The 19,980-nt window shown below is 34.7% G+C and carries 13 protein-coding genes, 1 tRNA gene and 2 rRNA genes (1 of these 16 cut by a window edge); 15 read left to right on the top strand and 1 reads right to left on the bottom strand.

Translation table 11 applies throughout. The features are described from left to right. Positions 1-18 precede the first annotated feature (18 nt). The 4 genes from purD to MPTP_RS06080 all read left to right on the top strand — a co-directional run bounded on the left by purD (position 19) and on the right by MPTP_RS06080 (position 5,481). Positions 19-1,311: a phosphoribosylamine--glycine ligase gene (purD, locus tag MPTP_RS06095; RefSeq protein WP_013774214.1), complete on the top strand. Its 1,293-nt coding sequence runs from the start codon at positions 19-21 to the stop codon at positions 1,309-1,311. Between the two features lie 77 nt (positions 1,312-1,388). After that, positions 1,389-1,919 carry a hypothetical protein gene (locus tag MPTP_RS06090; RefSeq protein WP_013774213.1) on the top strand — a complete coding sequence of 177 codons (531 nt, stop codon included), beginning with the start codon at positions 1,389-1,391 and terminating at the stop codon, positions 1,917-1,919. A gap of 334 nt (positions 1,920-2,253) precedes the next feature. Beyond that, a complete protein-coding gene (locus MPTP_RS06085; RefSeq protein ID WP_099046198.1) occupies positions 2,254-3,609 on the top strand; it encodes an NCS2 family permease in 1,356 nt (451 codons plus the stop codon). A gap of 675 nt (positions 3,610-4,284) precedes the next feature. After that, entirely contained in the window at positions 4,285-5,481 is a 1,197-nt protein-coding gene (locus MPTP_RS06080) for a multidrug efflux MFS transporter (RefSeq protein WP_013774210.1), read from the top strand. Positions 5,482-5,536: 55 nt separating this feature from the next. Here MPTP_RS06080 and MPTP_RS06075 read toward each other — a convergent pair whose 3' ends face one another. After that, positions 5,537-5,728 (bottom strand): YjzD family protein, encoded by a 192-nt coding sequence (locus tag MPTP_RS06075; RefSeq protein WP_013774209.1) that lies wholly within the window; start codon positions 5,726-5,728, stop codon positions 5,537-5,539. A 105-nt stretch (positions 5,729-5,833) separates the two neighbouring features. Between MPTP_RS06075 and dnaE the strand changes: the two genes are divergently transcribed. The 11 genes from dnaE to MPTP_RS06020 form a co-directional block, all read left to right on the top strand. Next, positions 5,834-9,172: a DNA polymerase III subunit alpha gene (dnaE, locus tag MPTP_RS06070; protein WP_013774208.1), complete on the top strand. Its 3,339-nt coding sequence runs from the start codon at positions 5,834-5,836 to the stop codon at positions 9,170-9,172. A gap of 160 nt (positions 9,173-9,332) precedes the next feature. After that, the gene (pfkA, locus tag MPTP_RS06065; RefSeq protein WP_013774207.1) at positions 9,333-10,295 is read left to right on the top strand and encodes a 6-phosphofructokinase; all 963 of its coding nucleotides are present in this window, start codon (positions 9,333-9,335) and stop codon (positions 10,293-10,295) included. 62 nt (positions 10,296-10,357) lie between these two features. After that, positions 10,358-12,115, top strand: a complete 1,758-nt coding sequence (pyk, locus tag MPTP_RS06060; protein WP_013774206.1) for a pyruvate kinase — start codon at positions 10,358-10,360, stop codon at positions 12,113-12,115. A 203-nt stretch (positions 12,116-12,318) separates the two neighbouring features. Then, a complete protein-coding gene (locus tag MPTP_RS06055) occupies positions 12,319-12,885 on the top strand; it encodes a YceD family protein (RefSeq protein ID WP_013774205.1) in 567 nt (188 codons plus the stop codon). Positions 12,886-12,940: 55 nt separating this feature from the next. Continuing rightward, positions 12,941-13,120, top strand: coding sequence for a 50S ribosomal protein L32 (gene rpmF / locus MPTP_RS06050; protein WP_013774204.1), 180 nt, complete (start codon positions 12,941-12,943; stop codon positions 13,118-13,120). A gap of 197 nt (positions 13,121-13,317) precedes the next feature. After that, entirely contained in the window at positions 13,318-14,739 is a 1,422-nt protein-coding gene (gene gndA, locus MPTP_RS06045) for an NADP-dependent phosphogluconate dehydrogenase (protein WP_013774203.1), read from the top strand. Between the two features lie 98 nt (positions 14,740-14,837). Further along, complete coding sequence (locus tag MPTP_RS06040) at positions 14,838-15,524, top strand: response regulator transcription factor (protein WP_013774202.1); 687 nt, start codon at positions 14,838-14,840, stop codon at positions 15,522-15,524. Beyond that, positions 15,521-17,056, top strand: a complete 1,536-nt coding sequence (locus MPTP_RS06035) for a HAMP domain-containing sensor histidine kinase (protein ID WP_013774201.1) — start codon at positions 15,521-15,523, stop codon at positions 17,054-17,056. The genes MPTP_RS06040 and MPTP_RS06035 overlap by 4 nt, the downstream gene beginning before the upstream one ends. Before the next feature lie 586 nt (positions 17,057-17,642). Continuing rightward, positions 17,643-19,197, top strand: a 16S ribosomal RNA gene (locus tag MPTP_RS06030). Positions 19,198-19,270: 73 nt separating this feature from the next. Further along, a tRNA-Ala gene (locus MPTP_RS06025) sits at positions 19,271-19,343 on the top strand. 160 nt (positions 19,344-19,503) lie between these two features. Further along, positions 19,504-19,980, top strand: a 23S ribosomal RNA gene (locus tag MPTP_RS06020) (it continues 2,428 nt past the right edge of the window). The 16S and 23S rRNA genes sit together here with 1 tRNA gene alongside, the layout of an rRNA operon.

Genomic DNA, 19,980 nt, shown 5'->3' with positions numbered 1-19,980 from the left:
AAATAAGGGAGTTTAACATTGAAATTATTAGTGATAGGCAGCGGGGAACGTGAACATGCAATTGCTCTAAAACTTCTTGCAAGTCCATTGGTAGAACAAGTATTTTGTGCAAAAGGAAATGTTGGAATGAAAAAAGAGGGCATCCAATTAGTAAATATAGAAGAAACAGATTTTGCAAGTTTAATCGCTTTTGCAAAAGAAGAAATGATTAGTTGGACAATTGTTGGACCTGAAGTACCGCTATTAGCTGGTATTGTTGATGCATTTGAGCAAGCTGGGCTATTAATTTTTGGTCCTAGAAAACAAGCGGCAATGATTGAAGGTTCAAAAATATATGCGAAGCAGCTAATGAATAAATACAATATTCCAACGGCTGATTATCAAATATTTACAGAAGTTGAACCAGCACTAGAGTATACGAAAAAACAATCTCTACCCATTGTTATTAAAAAAGAGGGCTTAGCTGCATGGAAAGGCGTTATTATTGCTGAAACTTATCAGCAGGCTGAACAAAACATCAAAGCCATGCTAGCAAAAAATGAAAAAGAAAAGCAAGCAATGAAAAGAATAATTATTGAGGAATTTTTACAAGGTGAGGAGGTATCACTACTCACTTTTATCAGAGGAACGGAAGTCTTTCCAATGCCAATTGTCCAAGATCATAAGCGGGCATTTGATAAAGACAAGGGTCCAAATACAGGTGGAATGGGTGCTTATTCACCCGTTCAGCAGTTTTCTTCCAAACAAATTGATGAAGCAGTTAAAACAATATTAATACCAACGGCGAAAGCAATGGCTGAAGAAAAATGTCCTTTTGTCGGTATTCTTTATGCTGGTTTATTAATTGGTAAAAAGGATATAAAGGTCATTGAATTTAATGCTCGCTTTGGTGATCCAGAGACTCAAGTACTTCTTCCACGCTTACAAAGTGATTTGGCACAAAATATTGATGATTTGTTAAAAAATAAACAACCCATTATTCAATGGCAAACGACTGGTTATAATTTAGGTGTTGTAGTAGCAGCAAAAGACTATCCAGGTGAATATAAAAAAGAAGAAACAATATCAGAAATTCGGTTAAAAGAAAATCAACAGATTTATTATGCAGGTGTTGATGAAACTGACGGAACATTGGTAACTGCGGGTGGGCGATTATTTTTAATTGAATCATCAGGGGATACATTAAAAGAAGCTAGTGAAAATGTATATGGTTGCTTAAATGCATTAAGATTAGACGAAGATAACATGTTTTACAGAAAAGATATTGGTGAAAAAGGAATACTAGCTACTGAATCGGTTTTATTAAAGTAAAAAAATCCTCAGGATAAAAAATTGCTCGTTGATTTAGAAAGATTTATGCTATAATCATTCCTGAAAGGAAGAAAATAATGAACGAGCAAAAAAAATTAAGATCCTCAATTGATCGCGTAAGAAAAACACCAACCGAAATTTTTACTTTATCACAAAAGAAGGAAAGCGGTGTTTATATTTATAATCATCAAGGTACTATTTCTGGAGTCATGTTAGCTGTAGAACAATATGAAAATTTGCTTGATAGGGAGAAACAACATACAACAGAGTATGGTGAATATGAACAATTAGAAGATCTCCATAACCAGATTTGTCAGATTATTCAACTAGGTACAATCATTCCAGCAAAAAAACTTGATGATCAGTTAACGACTTTAGGGTTTTTATCCAAGAAATCAACAGAAAGTACTTATGAATATACACCAATTCTTAACGAACTGAATAACAAGGGAAAAGTTATCTATCAATTAAAGCAAAAACAAAAACAACATATTATCTGTGCAGAAATTATTGGTAAGCAGAGCACCCATTCAACGTCTGCCGATAGATTATTAGTAAAAAAAATTCACATGAAAAAAATAAAAGAAAAAAACTGTCTATATACCTAGCTTATCGCCAAAAAAGCTGTTATGACAGTTTTTTTAGGCTTACTTATTTCAATTTTTATGAATAGATTTATTTTTGATGTCATTTTTCTTCAACAACTAAAGAAATTAAAAATAAAAACACGAACATTGACCTTGCTTTTATCTTAAAAGTTAATTTTTTTATTGCCTTTTCTTCTGTTTTTTCTTATACTTTAAAAGTATTCTTCATAAATTACCGTTAATCATCTATTTATTATATAAGATGATTTAAGAAAACAAATTAAAGGAGAGAAATAATTTGCTACAGAAGTTTTTCAAACTAAAAGAAAATAATACAACAATTTCAACCGAGTTAATGGCCGGTGTTACCACTTTTTTTGCTATGAGTTATATTTTGTTTGTAAATCCTTCTGTTTTATCTAAAACAGGCATGCCATTTCAAGCCGTCTTTTTAGCTACGATTATTGCTTCAATTGTTGGAACATTGGTTATGGGTTTATTTGCAAATGTTCCTTATGCACAAGCACCCGGCATGGGATTGAATGCTTTCTTTACATTTACAGTCGTATTTGGAATGGGCTATCGCTGGGAACAAGCATTGGCCATGGTATTTATTTGTGGGTTGCTCAATATTTTGATTACAGCGACTAAAATTCGAAAATTAATTATACAAGCCATACCTGAAAGTATGCAGCATGCTATTGGTGGAGGGATTGGGATATTTGTTGCTTATGCGGGAATTAAAAATGCCAAATTATTGGAATTTACCGTTCAGGCGAAACCATCTTCAAGTGGAATGGTAAATAGTGATAGTATTGTTCCCGCACTAGGAAATTTTAATAATCCGGCAATTATTTTGGCGATTATTGGACTAGTCTTAACAACCGTTTTAGTTATTTCAAATGTTCAGGGAGCAATTTTAATTGGTATTGTTGTGACAACAATTATCGCTATTCCCCTAGGCGTTGTCGATTTATCGCATATTGATTGGCAAGCAAATTCTTTAAATAGCTCTTTTCATGAATTAAAAACCACCTTTGGTGCAGCATTTGGTCCAAATGGTATGCAGTCTTTATTTAATAATGCTATCAAAATTCCTCAAGTTTTGATGACGATTATTGCATTTAGCTTATCTGATACGTTTGATACCATTGGAACATTTATTGGAACTAGTCGTCAAACAGGTATTTTTTCATCAAAAGATAAACAGGCGTTAGAAGATGGCGATAATTTCCCACCAAAAATGCACCGAGCTTTATTTTCAGATGCAATAGCAACAGTAATTGGTGCCATTTTTGGAACATCAAATGTAACGACCTATGTAGAAAGTGCAGCTGGTATTGGGGCAGGTGGACGAACAGGCTTAATATCAGTAGTGGTCGCTATTTTATTTGCTTTAAGCAGTTTATTTTCACCACTAATTGCTATTGTTCCACCTCAGGCAACTTCACCAGCCTTAATTTTAGTGGGTGTAATGATGCTTTCTGCATTTACGAATATTGAATGGACAAATCTAGAAGAAGCAGTACCAGCCTTTTTTGCATCCATTTTTATGGGATTATGTTATAGTATCTCTTATGGTATTGCCGCTGGTTTTATCTTCTATGCCATTGTCAAAATCGTAAAAAGAAAAGCAAAAGAAATTTCACCCATTTTATGGATTATCGATGCTTTATTTATACTGAACTTTATTGTTTTGGCAATCATATAATCAATAAATTGAGTAAATTTAAGTTTTTGGTTACTAAATATTATGAGTTAAATCAATATAATAGAGTACTGGGATGTTTCCTTGTACTCTATTATTTTAATGTCTACATAACAATAGCTTAAGATAAATGTATATAATTTGTTAATTAATCTTTTCATTTGAATTTATTTTAGATAGATGTATTTTTTAGTTAGCATAGATAAATACATATCAACTATAACAAAAATAATTTTTTAAATAAATTGGTTAATTTTATTACAGTTAGTGATTCATTCGTTAATAAAAAAGTTAAATTTATATTTGTGTAGATCGTTTATTGAATAGGTAATTATATAGTTATCTATTCAATTATGTTGTTAATATAAATTAGAAATAAGGAATAAAACTTTTTAACTGGTGTAATGAAAAGTTATATTTATCAAAAAATACAGGAAATAGATTAAAGATTATTGAATCACTCATTGGTCTCTAAAACATTCAAATATATCAATATACTCCTAATACTGTATGTTTATTCATTTAATTTTTATATTTGATAAATTGATCTATCATACATGTCAACCAGCTAGAATAAGGTGGCTAACAAAAAAATGATTACTTATTTAATTATGCTTTGTAAGAAGACTATTTTTAGAGTATAGTTATATAATGAAAAAGTCGTAGTGAGGTGCATAAATGAAGATTAATTGGAAAAGAAATTTAATTATTACTTGGATAGGCTGCTTTTTTACAGGAGCAAGTATGAATTTAGTGATGCCGTTTATCCCGGTTTATATTGAACAATTAGGTACATCAAAAAATCAGGTTGAGCTATTTTCAGGCCTAGCAATTTCAATAACTGCTTTTGCTTCAGCAATTGTTGCTCCTATTTGGGGAAATTTAGCAGATCGAAAAGGCAGAAAAATCATGATGATTCGTGCAGCATCTGGAATGACTATCACAATGGGCGCCTTGGCATTTGTTCCCAATGTCTATTGGTTATTGATTTTGCGCTTTTTCAATGGTGTATTAGCTGGGTATATTCCAAATGCAACAGCTATGATTGCATCACAAGCACCAAAGGAAAGAAGTGGTTGGGCGCTTGGAACACTTTCTACTGGAGCAATCGCTGGTACTTTAATTGGACCATCTATTGGTGGAGCATTAGCTCAGTGGTTTGGAATGAAGAATGTTTTTCTTATTACCGGAGGAATTTTATTAGTAACAGCTTTATTGACGATTTTATTTGTTCAAGAACAATTTCAACCAGTGGAAAAAGAAGATATCATTTCTACAAAAGAAATTTTTTCAAAAATGCAATATTTTTCAATACTTATTGGGTTGTTTTTAACGACTTTGATTTTACAAATGGATGTAAATAGTATAAATCCAATTTTAACATTATATATTCGTTCTTTAAGTCATGATCATTCAAATATTTTATTTATCAGTGGATTGATTGTATCATCAGCTGGAATTTCCGCTGTTATTTCTTCGCCAATTTTGGGAAGACTTGGAGATAAGATTGGAAACCAAAAAATTCTATTAGTCGGACTGTTGCTATCTATTATTTGTTATATACCAATGTCGTTTGCTCAATCACCACTTCAGCTTGGAATTTTACGTTTTCTCTTAGGGTTTGCAACTGGAGCGCTTATGCCTTCAATCAATACACTCATTAATAAAATAACACCTACAGAAGGAATAAGTAGGATATATAGTTATAATCAAATGTGTAGTAATTTTGGTCAAGTACTCGGGCCACTCGTAGGTTCAACCGTTGCACATAGCTTTGGTTATCGCATGGTATTTATTGTTACAGCTTGTTTTACCTTTAGCAATATCTGTCTTTCTCTGTTTAATTTTAGAAAAGTTTTAAACAAACGATTTTAATCGTTGAAAAAGAAAAAAACCCAGTTACAATATAAAAGAGTAACGGGTCTTTTTTTTAGATAGATGGCAAATCAGCTTTTTTCTTGGGTAAGGCAAAGTGTCCAATCAATATAATAATAATGCCTGCTGTTAAGGAAATAATTGTTGACCACATAAAATCATAGCTTTGTTTACTAAGTGCACCACCAATGTAACAGGCTACTTGTCCTAATATAAATGACCAAAAAAGAACAATAATATATCGCATATTAGCACCTCTTTTCTAGCTATTAAGTGTAGCACATTTTTTATAAATGTAAAGAATTGAGGCAGAAAAAATCACATTTATTTACTGATTATAAAGGAGAATATAATGTTTTTTCCACAATTACAAACAATTACTTCTTATTCATTGTTATCAAGTACTATTCGAATTCCTGAACTTGTTCAAAGAGCAAAAAAACTAAACTATCAAGCTTTAGCGATTACAGATAAAAATGTTCTTCATGGCTCTATTGAATTTTTTGAACAGTGTCAACAAGCAAAGATAAAACCAATTTTCGGATTAACACTTGAATACAATATACCTGCATTAAACCAAACGGCAGAAATTTTATTGTTTGCTAAAGATTACATAGGATATCAGAATTTAATGCAGCTTTCTAGTATAAAAATGACAGAGGAAGAATCTTTTCAATCTATAGAAAAAAATAAAGCTCTTTTTTCGAATTTGTTTGGCATTGTTCCGGTTGAAAATGGAGAGATCAAATTAATGCTTGATCAATTTAATGAGCAAAAGGCCGAACAATCTCTTCAATTATTAGTCAGTTTGTTTGAGCCAGCTTCTTTATTTATGGGTATTTCACTTAGTCATAATGTGAACACACACAGAGAACTTTTTGGTTTTTATCAACAACACAAATTGTCACTAGCGGCCATTCAAAAAGTAAGTTACTTGCATGCAGAAGATGCCTTTGCTCTTGAAACGCTAACTTGTATAAAGACAAATAAGCAGTTAGATCTTAAAAATTATCAATATCCAAAAAATGGGGATGACTATTTAAGAAAAGAAGATGTTGCAAGAGAAGAATTTCTTATCTTACAAGCTGAAGAAGCAATTCTAAATGCTGAAAAAATAGCTCGGACGTGTTCGGTAGAACTACCTTTACATCAACAATTATTGCCGCATTATCCAATTTCTACTGATAAAAATGCTAAAATGTTGCTTGAAGAAATTTGTTGGGAAAAAATTTCTCAGCGGATCGATCTGGTAACAGAAGAATATAAAGAGCGCTTAAAAAAAGAATTATCAATTATTCACCAGCTAAATTTTGATGATTACTTTTTAATTATTTGGGATGTTCTCTCTTTTGCACATAAAAGGGGAATTATTACAGGTGCTGGACGAGGCTCAGCCGCCGGCTCTCTCGTTGCCTATGTGCTTTCAATTACAGAGGTGGATCCAATCAAGTACCACTTGTTATTTGAACGTTTTTTAAATCCAGAAAGGTATTCAATGCCAGATATTGACATAGACCTTCCTGACAATCAACGTGAAGAAGTACTTCAATATATCAATAAAAAATATGGCCGTCACCATATGGTTCAAATTGCTACATTTGGTACAATGGCAGCCAAAATGGTATTAAAAGACGTTGCCCGTGTTTTTGGCTTTTCACCAAAGGAAGCAGCCTATTGGACAGCTGCCGTTCCAAATACTTTAAAAATGACATTAGACCGTGCTTATAAGGAATCTGAGAAATTAACGACACTGATACATAAAAATAAAATAAATCAACTATTATTTCAAACTGCTAAACAGCTAGAAGGATTGCCTAGACATGTTTCGACGCATGCAGCTGGAATCATTATTAGTGATCAAAACCTACTAAAATTGATCCCACTTCAAATGGGATCAAATGGAGTCTTACTGACACAATATACAATGACGGATGTGGAAAAAATTGGTTTATTAAAGATGGACTTCTTAGGTTTAAAAAATCTTTCAATTATAAGTAACATAATAACCATTATAAAACGTGTTTATCACAAAACAATTCAATTAAATCAAATTCCACTTGATGATAGAAAAACATTGAAACTTTTTCAAGAGGGAGAAACAAGTGGCATTTTTCAGTTTGAATCGGCTGGAATTCGGAATGTCCTTAAAAAAATACAACCATCAAGTATTGAAGAGATTGCAGCGATCAACGCCTTATATAGACCAGGACCCATGCAAAATATTGAATTATTTGTTCGACGAAAGAAAGGACAGGAACCTATTCATTATTTAGATCCATCATTAGAGCTAATTCTAAAAAATACTTACGGGATTATCGTTTATCAAGAACAAATTATCCAGATTGCTTCAACGATGGCTGGGTTTAGCTTAGGACAAGCAGATATTTTAAGACGAGCGATTAGTAAAAAGAAAAAAGAAATGCTTGATAAGGAACGTGAACACTTTGTTCAGGGATCTATCAGACAAGGATATACAAAGCAATTGGCAAATGATGTTTATAATTATATAGAACAATTTGCTAATTATGGCTTTAATCGTTCACATGCATTTGCTTATTCTTTTATTGGAGTTCAAATGGCATATTTAAAAGTACATTTTCCAGATGCGTTTTTTACAGCTCTATTGTACTCAGTCAGTCATAATCCAATTAAAATGAAAGAATATATTGGTGAGGCCAAAAAAAATAAGGTGAAGATTTTACCTCCTTCTATCAATAAAAGCTATGCAAATTTTTCTTTACAGAATCAAAAGGAAATCGTATTCGGATTAAATGCTATTAAAGGCATCCGAAGAGAGTTGATTCAAAATATAGTAGAAGAACGTCAAAAAAATGGTGTCTTCACTTCTTTTGATGAATTTTTATTTCGAATTGACAGGAAATGGTTAAAAGCAGAGGTATTGCGGCCATTAGTCGTCACAGGTGTTTTTGATGAAATAGCATCAAATAGAAAAAAAATAGCAAATGATTTGGCTGAAAGAATTCAGAGTGTCTTGTTCAGTGATGGCAATATAGAATTATTTCATACTTTAAAAATAAAAGAGGAAGAAATAGAAGACTATACGCTGGAAGAACGTTTAGAATTAGAAGAATCTTATTTAGGCATCTATCTATCTGGACATCCTACAGAACAATTTTCCCAACTCTATTTAAGAAAATCCATTCAATTTATTAATGATATTTTAGAAAACCAAAAAACGCAATTGCTTATTTATATAAAAGATGTAAGAAATATTCGAACAAAAAGAGGGGAGCAAATGGCTTTTATTGAAGGAAGTGATATGACAGGCGAAATCTCTCTCACACTCTTTCCAAAAATTTATAGGCAATTAAGACAAAATATTGAAAAAGGAAAAGTTTATTATATAGAAGGAAAAGTGGAAAGAAGTTCTTACAATCAAGAATTGCAAATCATTGTGAATAAATTAGAAGAAGCAGCAAAACTTGAAAAACAATTTGCTGCATTGACTACTTGTTTTCTGAAAATAACAAATGAACAAGATACAGAAGAAACCTTTAGGCAGATTCAAACAATTATTCAACAACATTCTGGTCAAATACCTATTATCATTTATTTTGAAGCTAATGGCCAGACGATTATGATGAATAAAGAAAATCAAATTGATGAATCTCCAGAAACAAAGAAAGCCCTCTTTTCATTACTCGGTGTAAATAATGTTATTTTTAAATGATTTTTTTAAACTTGATCTTAATTTTTTCATTTTTTTTCACAAATCAAGACATTTTCTTATTTTAATGGTAAAATATATTCCGTAGCAAATAACAAGTGAAAATAAATACAAACAAGTAATTATTTTCACAATTTAGTATACAATTTGAGGTGAAAAGACGATGAAACGCATTGGTATTTTAACCAGCGGTGGCGATGCACCAGGAATGAATGCTGCAATTCGGGCAGTTGTCCGAAAAGGAATCTATGACAAAATAGAAGTTTACGGAATCAATTATGGGTATGCAGGATTAGTTGCTGGTGATATTCGTCGTTTAGATGTTTCTGATGTTGGTGACAAGATTCAACGAGGAGGCACCTTTTTATACTCTGCTCGTTACCCAGAATTTGCAACTGAAGAAGGGCAATTAAAGGGAATTGAGCAATTAAAAAAATTTGGTATTGAAGGATTGGTCGTTGTAGGCGGTGATGGTTCCTATCAGGGAGCACTTGCTTTGACAAAACGCGGGTTTCCAGCAATTGGGATTCCAGGAACAATCGATAACGATATTCCAGGTACAGATTTTACAATTGGGTTTGATACAGCTATTAATACGGTTCTTGAATCGATTGATAGAATTCGCGATACTGCAACTTCTCATGTACGCACATTTGTTATTGAGGTGATGGGAAGGAATGCAGGAGACATTGCTTTATGGTCTGGTGTTGCTGGCGGTGCAGACGAAATTGTTATTCCTGAACATAACTTTGATATGGCTTCTGTAGCAAAACGTATTCAAGAAGGACGAGATCGTGGTAAGAAGCATTGTTTAATTATCCTAGCAGAAGGCGTAATGGGCGGACATGAATTTGCAGAAAAACTTTCTGACTTTGGTGATTTTCACACAAGAGTTTCCATTTTAGGTCATATGGTTCGTGGTGGTTCTCCAAGTGCTCGCGATCGTGTTCTAGCCAGCAAATTTGGCGCATATGCGGTTGAGCTTCTTGAACAAGGAAGAGGCGGTCTATGTGTTGGTGTTGTCGACAATAAGATGGTTTCATCAGACATTATTGATACACTTAAAAACAAGCACCATGATCCAGATATGTCCTTATATGGATTAAATCAGCAAATATCTTTTTAATCACTTAACTAGGATTACAATTTAACTTTTATAAATAAAAATAGAATCGGGGTATCTTAGTAATGAAAAAAACAAAAATTGTATGTACCATTGGACCAGCTAGTGAATCTGTAGACATGTTGGTGAATCTTATCAATGCGGGAATGAATGTTTGTCGTTTAAACTTTTCACATGGAGATTTCGAAGAACATGGAAATCGTATTAAAAATATCCGTGAAGCAATTAAAATTACTGGTAAACGTGTCGCGCTACTTTTAGATACTAAAGGACCAGAAATTCGTACGAACGATATGAAGGATGGAGCAATTACGCTTAAAACTGGCAATATCGTTCGCATTGCAATGAAAGAAGTTTTAGGAACAACAGAAAAATTCTCTGTTACCTATCCAGGATTAATTGAAGATGTTCATGTAGGTTCACATATTTTACTAGATGATGGCTTAATTGATTTAGAAGTAACAGATATTGACAAGCAAGCAAACGAAATTGTGACAGAAGTAAAAAACGAAGGCGTTCTGAAAAATAAAAAGGGTGTAAATGTACCTGGCGTCTCTGTAAAACTTCCTGGCATTACTGAAAAAGATTCTGCAGATATCCGTTTTGGTATTCAACAAGGCATTGACTTTATTGCTGCAAGTTTCGTTCGTCGTGCTCAAGATGTTTTAGAAATTACTAAAATTTTGGAAGAAGAAAATGCAACACATATTCAAATAATTCCAAAGATTGAAAATCAAGAAGGTATTGATAATATCGATGAAATTTTGAAAGTTTCTGATGGTTTAATGGTTGCTCGTGGCGATATGGGTGTCGAAATTCCAACAGAAAATGTACCAATTGTCCAAAAAGAATTAATCAAAAAATGTAACGCATTAGGAAAACCAGTTATTACAGCTACACAAATGTTGGATTCAATGCAAAGAAATCCACGTCCAACACGTGCTGAGGCGACTGATGTTGCTAATGCTATTTATGATGGGACAGATGCAGTAATGCTTTCTGGTGAAACTGCTGCTGGAGATTATCCATTAGAAGCGGTTCAAACAATGACAAAAATTGCTGAACGCACGGAAGAAGCGCTAATTGACCAAGACGCTTTTGTGTTAAAACTATATAGTAAAACAGATATGACAGAAGCTATCGGACAATCTGTTGGCCATACAGCACGTAATTTGGGCATACAAACAATTGTTGCTGCAACTGAATCTGGTCATACAGCACGTATGATTTCTAAGTATCGACCAAAAGCCTATATTGTAGCAATTACATTCTCTGAGCAAAAAGCAAGGAGCTTAGCCTTATCTTGGGGAGTTTATGCAACTGTGGCTGAAAAACCTGGTAATACAGATGAAATGTTTAACTTAGCTTCTAAGATTGCTGTAGAAGAAAATTATGCTTCTGAAGGAGATTTAATTATTATTACTGCCGGTGTTCCAGTTGGTGAAAAAGGAACAACAAATTTAATGAAGATTCAAATGATCGGTTCAAAATTAGTACAAGGACAAGGTATCGGTGAAGAAACAACAATTGCTAAAGCCGTTATAGCAAATACTGCTGAGGAAGCAACAACTAAAATGACAGATGGTTCTGTTTTAGTTGTTAAGACAACAGATAAAGATTATATGCCTGCAATTGATAAAGCTGCAGCATTAGTTGTTGAAGAGGGTGGATTAACTTCTCATGCGGCAGTCGTAGCTATTGCAAAAGATATTCCTGTCATTGTTGGAGCAAAAGATGCAGCAACCTTAATCAAGGATAATGAATTAATTACCATTGATCCAAGACGTGGTATTGTTTATAAGGGAGCAACAACTGCTATTTAATGAATTGAATTGTTTAATAGTTATTGATCCTTAACAGAAAAAGGTAGCATATTTTCATGTATGCTACCTTTTTATTCTAACAAATGTCTAAAAATCAATACTTTTATTTTGAAATAAAATACATCTATCAGAAAATACAATTGACAAAATATTTAATCCTTTGTATAATAATTCTTGTTGTTTAACTTAGGGGTGAGATATCTGTGAAATGGTCTTTATTAGAATTGGAAAAACATAGAGGACAACCACTTTGTTTTGAAGAAGTTTTGGACTTAAAACAATCATTAATGACACGTGATTCTTCTATTTTAGATGTCTGTCCAGCAAAGGTTTCTGGGATGTTAACTGTCAATCCAACAGAATATATTTTAAATTATACTGCTGAAGTGACTATTACGCTTCCTTCATCAAGATCGTTAAAACCAGTTGAATTACCAGTTACTCTAAATGTTAATGAAATTTTTATGACAGAGGAACAGTTTATTAAAGAAGAAGACCAAACTATTAAAGCAGAAGTTTTGAGTTTGGAAAAGTCAATGATTAACTTAAATGAATCTGTTGAGGATAATCTCTTACTCGCTATTCCTGTACAAGTTTTAACAAAGGAAGAAAAAGAAAAACAGGAAATGCCAAAAGGAGAAGACTGGGAAGTCATTTCAGAAGAACAATACTGGCAAAATAAGCAAGAAACAAATAAAGTAGATCCTCGTCTTAATAAGTTATCTGAATTTTTTAGTACATCTACTACAGATGAAGAGAACAAAAATTAAGATTAGAATATATCGTGTAAATTTTACACAGAATTTTACAAGGAGGTGGAATATAATGGCCGTACCAGCTAGAAGAACATCAAAAGCTAAAAAAGCTAAACGTCGTACACATTACAAATTAACAATTAATGGATTGAATGCATGTTCAAATTGTGGTGAATTGAAAAAAAGTCATCATGTATGCCCCTCATGTGGTTACTATGATGGTAAAAATGTAACTGCAAAAGAAGCATAGAAATCATTTTGTATGTTAAAATCCTTTAGGCTAACCATGGAGCCTAAAGGATTTTTTTATTTGTCAAATAGAAACAAATAGAAATTAACACAATTGTCAAACTATTTAGTTTCCATCTACTTAATTCTACGTTATAATGAAATAGATTGTGTAAATTTTAATAAATTTTTGGTTGAATCTACTAGGAGGATATAAAAATGACAAAACAGCAATTTGGTGTAATTGGCATGGCCGTCATGGGAAAAAATCTAGCATTAAATATTGAAAGTCGAGGCTATTCTGTAGCCCTTTATAATCGAACAAGTGCAAAAACAACAAGAGTTGTTGAAGAACATCCTGGTAAAAACTTTAAGGCAACTTATACCATTCAAGAATTCACAGAAACAATTGAACGTCCACGTCGTATTTTATTGATGGTTCAAGCAGGAAAAGCAACAGATGAAACAATTCAAGCCTTACTTCCTTATTTGGATAAGGGAGATATTTTAATCGATGGTGGAAATACTTTCTTTAAAGATACCATGCGTCGTAATGAAGAATTGGCGAACTCAGGCATTAATTTTATTGGAACAGGAATTTCTGGTGGTGAAAAGGGTGCTCTGAAAGGACCTTCCATTATGCCGGGCGGACAAAAAGATGCCTATGAATTGGTTGCTCCTATTTTAGAAAAAATAGCTGCAAAGGCAGAAGATGGACAACCATGTGTTACATATATTGGTCCAAATGGTGCTGGTCATTATGTAAAAATGGTACATAATGGCATTGAATATGGAGATATGCAATTGATTGCAGAGGCCTATGATTTAATGAAACATCTATTGGGCTTAACTGTTGATGAGATGGCTGAGATTTTCAGCAAATGGAATGAAGGCGAGTTGAATAGTTATTTAATTGAGATTACTGCAGATATTTTGACACGTAAAGATGATCTAGGTAGCGGTGCACCAATTGTCGATGAAATTTTAGATGCAGCTGGTAATAAAGGAACCGGAAAATGGACAAGTCAAAGTGCTTTAGATTTAGGTGTACCGTTATCTTTAATTACAGAATCTGTTTTTGCGCGCTTCATTTCTGCCTACAAAGAGGAACGTGTTAAAGCAAGTAAATTATTGTTAAATACTTCTCAATTCACTTATCAAGGAAATAAAGAAGAGTTAATTGAAAAGATTCGTCAAGCGTTATATTTCTGTAAGATTATGAGTTATGCTCAAGGTTTTTCTCAATTAAAAGCCGCTTCTGATGAATATAATTGGCAATTACCATTTGGTGATATTGCAAAAATTTGGCGTGCGGGTTGTATTATTCGTGCACAATTTTTACAAAAAATTACTGGAGCTTATGATAAAAATCCAAAAATTGATAATCTATTGCTCGATGACTATTTTCTATCTATTACACAAAAATATCAAGCAGCTTTACGTGATGTTGTGTCTATTGCTGTTCAAGCAGGCATACCTACTCCAACTTTTTCTTCAGCGATTGCTTACTATGATTCTTATCGTTCAGAACGATTACCTGCTAATTTAATTCAGGCACAAAGAGATTATTTTGGTGCACATACGTATGAACGGATAGACAGAGAAGGTATCTATCATTATAGTTGGTACCATGAAGAATAAAATAGCAGATTTTTAATAACCATAGGGAAAATAGGTTGAAAATTGAATTTTAATCTATGGTTAAATTGATTGATTGAAAGGAAGGAACAACAAAACTAATGAGTAATATTCTAATTATTGAGGATGAAAAAAATTTAGCTCGCTTTGTTGAATTAGAATTGGAACACGAAGGATATACTGCTGAAGTTCATTATAACGGACGTACAGGGCTAGAAGCAGCTTTGAATAATAACTGGAATGCGATTCTTCTAGATTTAATGTTACCAGAGTTGAATGGACTGGAAGTCTGTCGTCGAATTCGCCAAGTAAAAAATACACCGATTATTATGATGACAGCAAGAGATTCGGTTATCGATCGTGTTTCTGGACTGGATCATGGAGCAGATGACTATATTGTAAAACCCTTTGCTATTGAAGAGTTACTGGCACGTCTTAGAGCTTTATTACGTCGAATTGATATTGAAGGCAATAAGAATATTACCAAACAAACGACAATCACTTACCGTGATTTAACAATTGAAAAAGAAAATCGAATTGTTCGTAGGGAATCTGAAATAATTGAATTAACAAAACGTGAATATGAATTATTACTAGCATTAATGAAAAATGTCAACGTTGTTTTAGCACGTGATGTTTTGTTAAATAAAGTATGGGGATATGAAACAGAGGTCGAAACAAATGTTGTTGATGTTTATATCCGTTATTTAAGAAATAAAATTGATCTTCCTAGAGAAGAAAGTTATATTCAAACAGTGCGTGGAACAGGTTATGTGATGCGCTCTTGAGTGCTAATCAATTAAGAAAAAAAATAAAAAAAGAACTACAAGGCTCATCTTTGGCAATCAAGTGGGCACTTGCAAGTTCTTTCTTTATATTCATTGTTTTTACCTCTTTTGCCTTTATTACATATAAAACTTCTGTAAACTTAATAGTAAAAAAAGAACGCACAAATTTAGAATATATTATTAAGGGAGTTACCGATCGTTTATCTAATATAACGGAAGATTTAACCGTCACAACAACAATGAACCAACTAAAAACACCGATGTCTACGATAAATGATCTAGATAATAAGAAAATTGAAATAGAAGGTTCACTTGATGAATTAGATAGTTTTATTGCAGAACTAGGCGCAAAGCCTTTATTCCTAACCATCTATAGTAACGAAAAAAAACTTTTATTTAAAACTCAACCCGGCTATACGACATTGTTAAACACTAAAAATACAAAACCAAAAATCCAAACGATTGACCAAAAAACAGGATTTTTGATTACTCATCCAATTTATTCTAAAAATAAAAATAAGCGAATTGGTTATGTTCAAGCTTTCTATGAACTATCTTCTTTTTACGATATGAGAAGTCGTTTATTAGTTACCTTGCTGATATTGGAAGTTATTTCATTGATACTAAGTAGTATTCTAGGATTTATCTTACCTTTCTATTTTTTGAAACCATTAAAATTATTAAAAAATACAATGGATACTATTAGAAAAGATCCTCAATCGGATGTTCATGTACCAAAATTACAATCAAATGATGAACTCTCAGATTTGGCAGAAATCTTTAATGAAATGTTGGATAGAATGCGTCGTTATATTGAACAACAAGAGCAGTTTGTAGAAGATGTTTCGCATGAGTTGAGAACGCCAGTTGCTATTATTGAAGGACACTTAAGTCTATTGAATCGTTGGGGAAAAGAAGATCCAAAAATATTAGATGAATCACTAACAGCTAGTCTACAAGAGATTACACGAATGAAAAGTCTGGTTCAGGAAATGCTAGATCTATCTCGAGTTGAACAGGTAGATATTCAATATGCTTCTAATACTATAAATGCTAAACAAGTCATCTATCAAGTTTTTAATAACTTTAAATTAATTTATCCGGAATTTACGATTACATTAGATGATGATCTAGCAGAAGAAGTTATGCTAAATATTTATAGAAACCATTTAGAGCAGTTATTAATTGTTCTTTTGGACAATGCTGTAAAATACTCTACTACCCGCAAAGAAGTCCATATTTCTATCTCAAGAACTAGAGATAACTTTGAAGTCGCTATTCAGGACTTTGGTGAAGGCATACCGAAAGTAGATCTGGAAAAAATATTTAATCGATTTTATCGAGTAGATAAAGCAAGAGCAAGAAATAAGGGAGGAAATGGCCTAGGCTTATCAATTGCAAAAAAAATAGTAGAAAACTATAAAGGTAGAATTGAAGTAGAGAGCGTAATAAATCAAGGAACGGTTTTTCATATCTTTATTCCAATTTTTATAAAAGAAGAGAACAATGATGAATCCAAAAAAAATCAATGAGAAATTTATTATGAATTATGCAGTCTTTCCTATAAAAATAGGATTAAATTGAAATAAAATGAATAAATAACAAAAAAATTAACAAAAAACTGATTAAAAAGTAAAATTTTAGTCAGTTTTTTATTGCAATTTTATCAAATAGTTGGTATATTATTATCTGTTCTAAGAAATCTTAATAAAAAACAATTTGAACAAAAAAATTAAGAAAATAAAAAAGTTTTCTTGACGAATGAGTAATAAATATGATAATATGACAAAGTCGTCAATATGACAAATCTTACAAAAAGTTAAAGTTAAAAAAACAACGAAAAAAGTTGTTGACAAATAACAAGAAAGCTGGTAAGATGATGAAGTTGCTGTCAAACAAGACGGTAAGCGAGGTTGAAAAAACTTTTAAAAAAGAGTTGACAACCGAGCGAAAACGTGATAAGATATAAGAGTTGCTGTAAGGTAATGGTAGACCTTTGAAAACTGAACAAAGCAAACGAACCAATGTGTAAGGGCCTCTTATGAGAAATAAGAGACAAAACAACAAGCAAAGCGAAAGCTAGCAAACAAATGAGCAAGAAAGCCGAAAGGCAAAGGATAATACGAGAGTTTGATCCTGGCTCAGGACGAACGCTGGCGGCGTGCCTAATACATGCAAGTCGAACGCTTCTTCTGATTAAGCTTGCTTAAGAGGAAAGAAGAGTGGCGGACGGGTGAGTAACACGTGGGCAACCTGCCCATCAGAAGGGGATAACATTTGGAAACAGGTGCTAATACCGTATAAGACTTTTTTTCGCATGAAGAGGAGTTAAAAGGCGCTTTCGGGTGTCACTGATGGATGGGCCCGCGGTGCATTAGCTAGTTGGTGGGGTAAAGGCTCACCAAGGCAACGATGCATAGCCGACCTGAGAGGGTGATCGGCCACACTGGGACTGAGACACGGCCCAGACTCCTACGGGAGGCAGCAGTAGGGAATCTTCGGCAATGGACGAAAGTCTGACCGAGCAACGCCGCGTGAGTGAAGAAGGTTTTCGGATCGTAAAACTCTGTTGTTAGAGAAGAATAGGGGAAAGAGTAACTGTTTTCCTCGTGACGGTATCTAACCAGAAAGCCACGGCTAACTACGTGCCAGCAGCCGCGGTAATACGTAGGTGGCAAGCGTTGTCCGGATTTATTGGGCGTAAAGCGAGCGCAGGCGGTTTTTTAAGTCTGATGTGAAAGCCCCCGGCTCAACCGGGGAGGGTCATTGGAAACTGGAAGACTTGAGTGCAGAAGAGGAGAGTGGAATTCCATGTGTAGCGGTGAAATGCGTAGATATATGGAGGAACACCAGTGGCGAAGGCGGCTCTCTGGTCTGTAACTGACGCTGAGGCTCGAAAGCGTGGGGAGCAAACAGGATTAGATACCCTGGTAGTCCACGCCGTAAACGATGAGTGCTAAGTGTTGGAGGGTTTCCGCCCTTCAGTGCTGCAGCAAACGCATTAAGCACTCCGCCTGGGGAGTACGACCGCAAGGTTGAAACTCAAAGGAATTGACGGGGGCCCGCACAAGCGGTGGAGCATGTGGTTTAATTCGAAGCAACGCGAAGAACCTTACCAGGTCTTGACATCCTTTGAACGCCTTAGAGATAAGGTTTCTCCTTCGGGAGCAAAGAGACAGGTGGTGCATGGCTGTCGTCAGCTCGTGTCGTGAGATGTTGGGTTAAGTCCCGCAACGAGCGCAACCCTTATTGTTAATTGCCATCATTTAGTTGGGCACTCTAGCGAGACTGCCGGTGACAAACCGGAGGAAGGTGGGGATGACGTCAAGTCAGCATGCCCCTTATGACCTGGGCTACACACGTGCTACAATGGGAAGTACAGAGAGACGCAAGACCGCGAGGTTAAGCAAATCTCATAAAGCTTCTCTCAGTTCGGATTGTAGGCTGCAACTCGCCTACATGAAGCCGGAATCGCTAGTAATCGCGGATCAGCACGCCGCGGTGAATACGTTCCCGGGCCTTGTACACACCGCCCGTCACACCACGAGAGTTTGTAACACCCGAAGTCGGTGAGGTAACCTTAGGGAGCCAGCCGCCTAAGGTGGGACAGATGATTGGGGTGAAGTCGTAACAAGGTAGCCGTATCGGAAGGTGCGGCTGGATCACCTCCTTTCTAAGGACGAATAACGGAAACACAGAGGTCAGTTTGCTTTGTTTAGTTTTGAGAAGTTTACTATGTGGTATGTGGGGCCTTAGCTCAGATGGGAGAGCGCCTGCTTTGCACGCAGGAGGTCAGCGGTTCGATCCCGCTAGGCTCCATAGATGATTGAAAGAGATCATCGGTTGTTCATTGAAAACTGGATATTGAAGAAACAATCAAAAACCGAGACACCGCGTTGAGCACAGGAATGTGCTGAATGAAAAAGGGAAGGACGCTTCTATCGCTAGAAGAGGTCACCCAAGACCGAAAGGTCAAAGAGGTTAAGTGAACAAGGGCGCACGGTGGATGCCTTGGCACTAGGAGCCGATGAAGGACGGGACAAACACCGATATGCTTCGGGGAGCTGTAAGTAAGCAATGAGCCGGAGATTTCCGAATGGGGGAACCCAACATCTGTTATAGGATGTTACGAATAGTGGAATACATAAGCTATTCGAGGAAGACGCAGAGAACTGAAACATCTAAGTACCTGCAGGAAGAGAAAGAAAAATCGATTCCCTGAGTAGCGGCGAGCGAAACGGGAAGAGCCCAAACCAACGAGCATGCTTGTTGGGGTTGTAGGACTCCAGAACGGGAGCAGAAACGACTAATCGAAGGATGTGGAAACATCCACCAAAGAGGGTGAAAGTCCCGTAGGTGAAAGTCGTTTCTCCCCAAGGAGGATCCTGAGTACGGCGGAACACGAGAAATTCCGTCGGAATCCGGGAGGACCATCTCCCAAGGCTAAATACTCCCT

The organism is Melissococcus plutonius ATCC 35311 (assembly GCF_000270185.1).
Taxonomy (GTDB): domain Bacteria; phylum Bacillota; class Bacilli; order Lactobacillales; family Enterococcaceae; genus Melissococcus; species Melissococcus plutonius.
The sequence above is the reverse complement of the archived record's forward strand: the minus strand, read 5'-3'. Positions and strand labels throughout refer to the sequence as shown.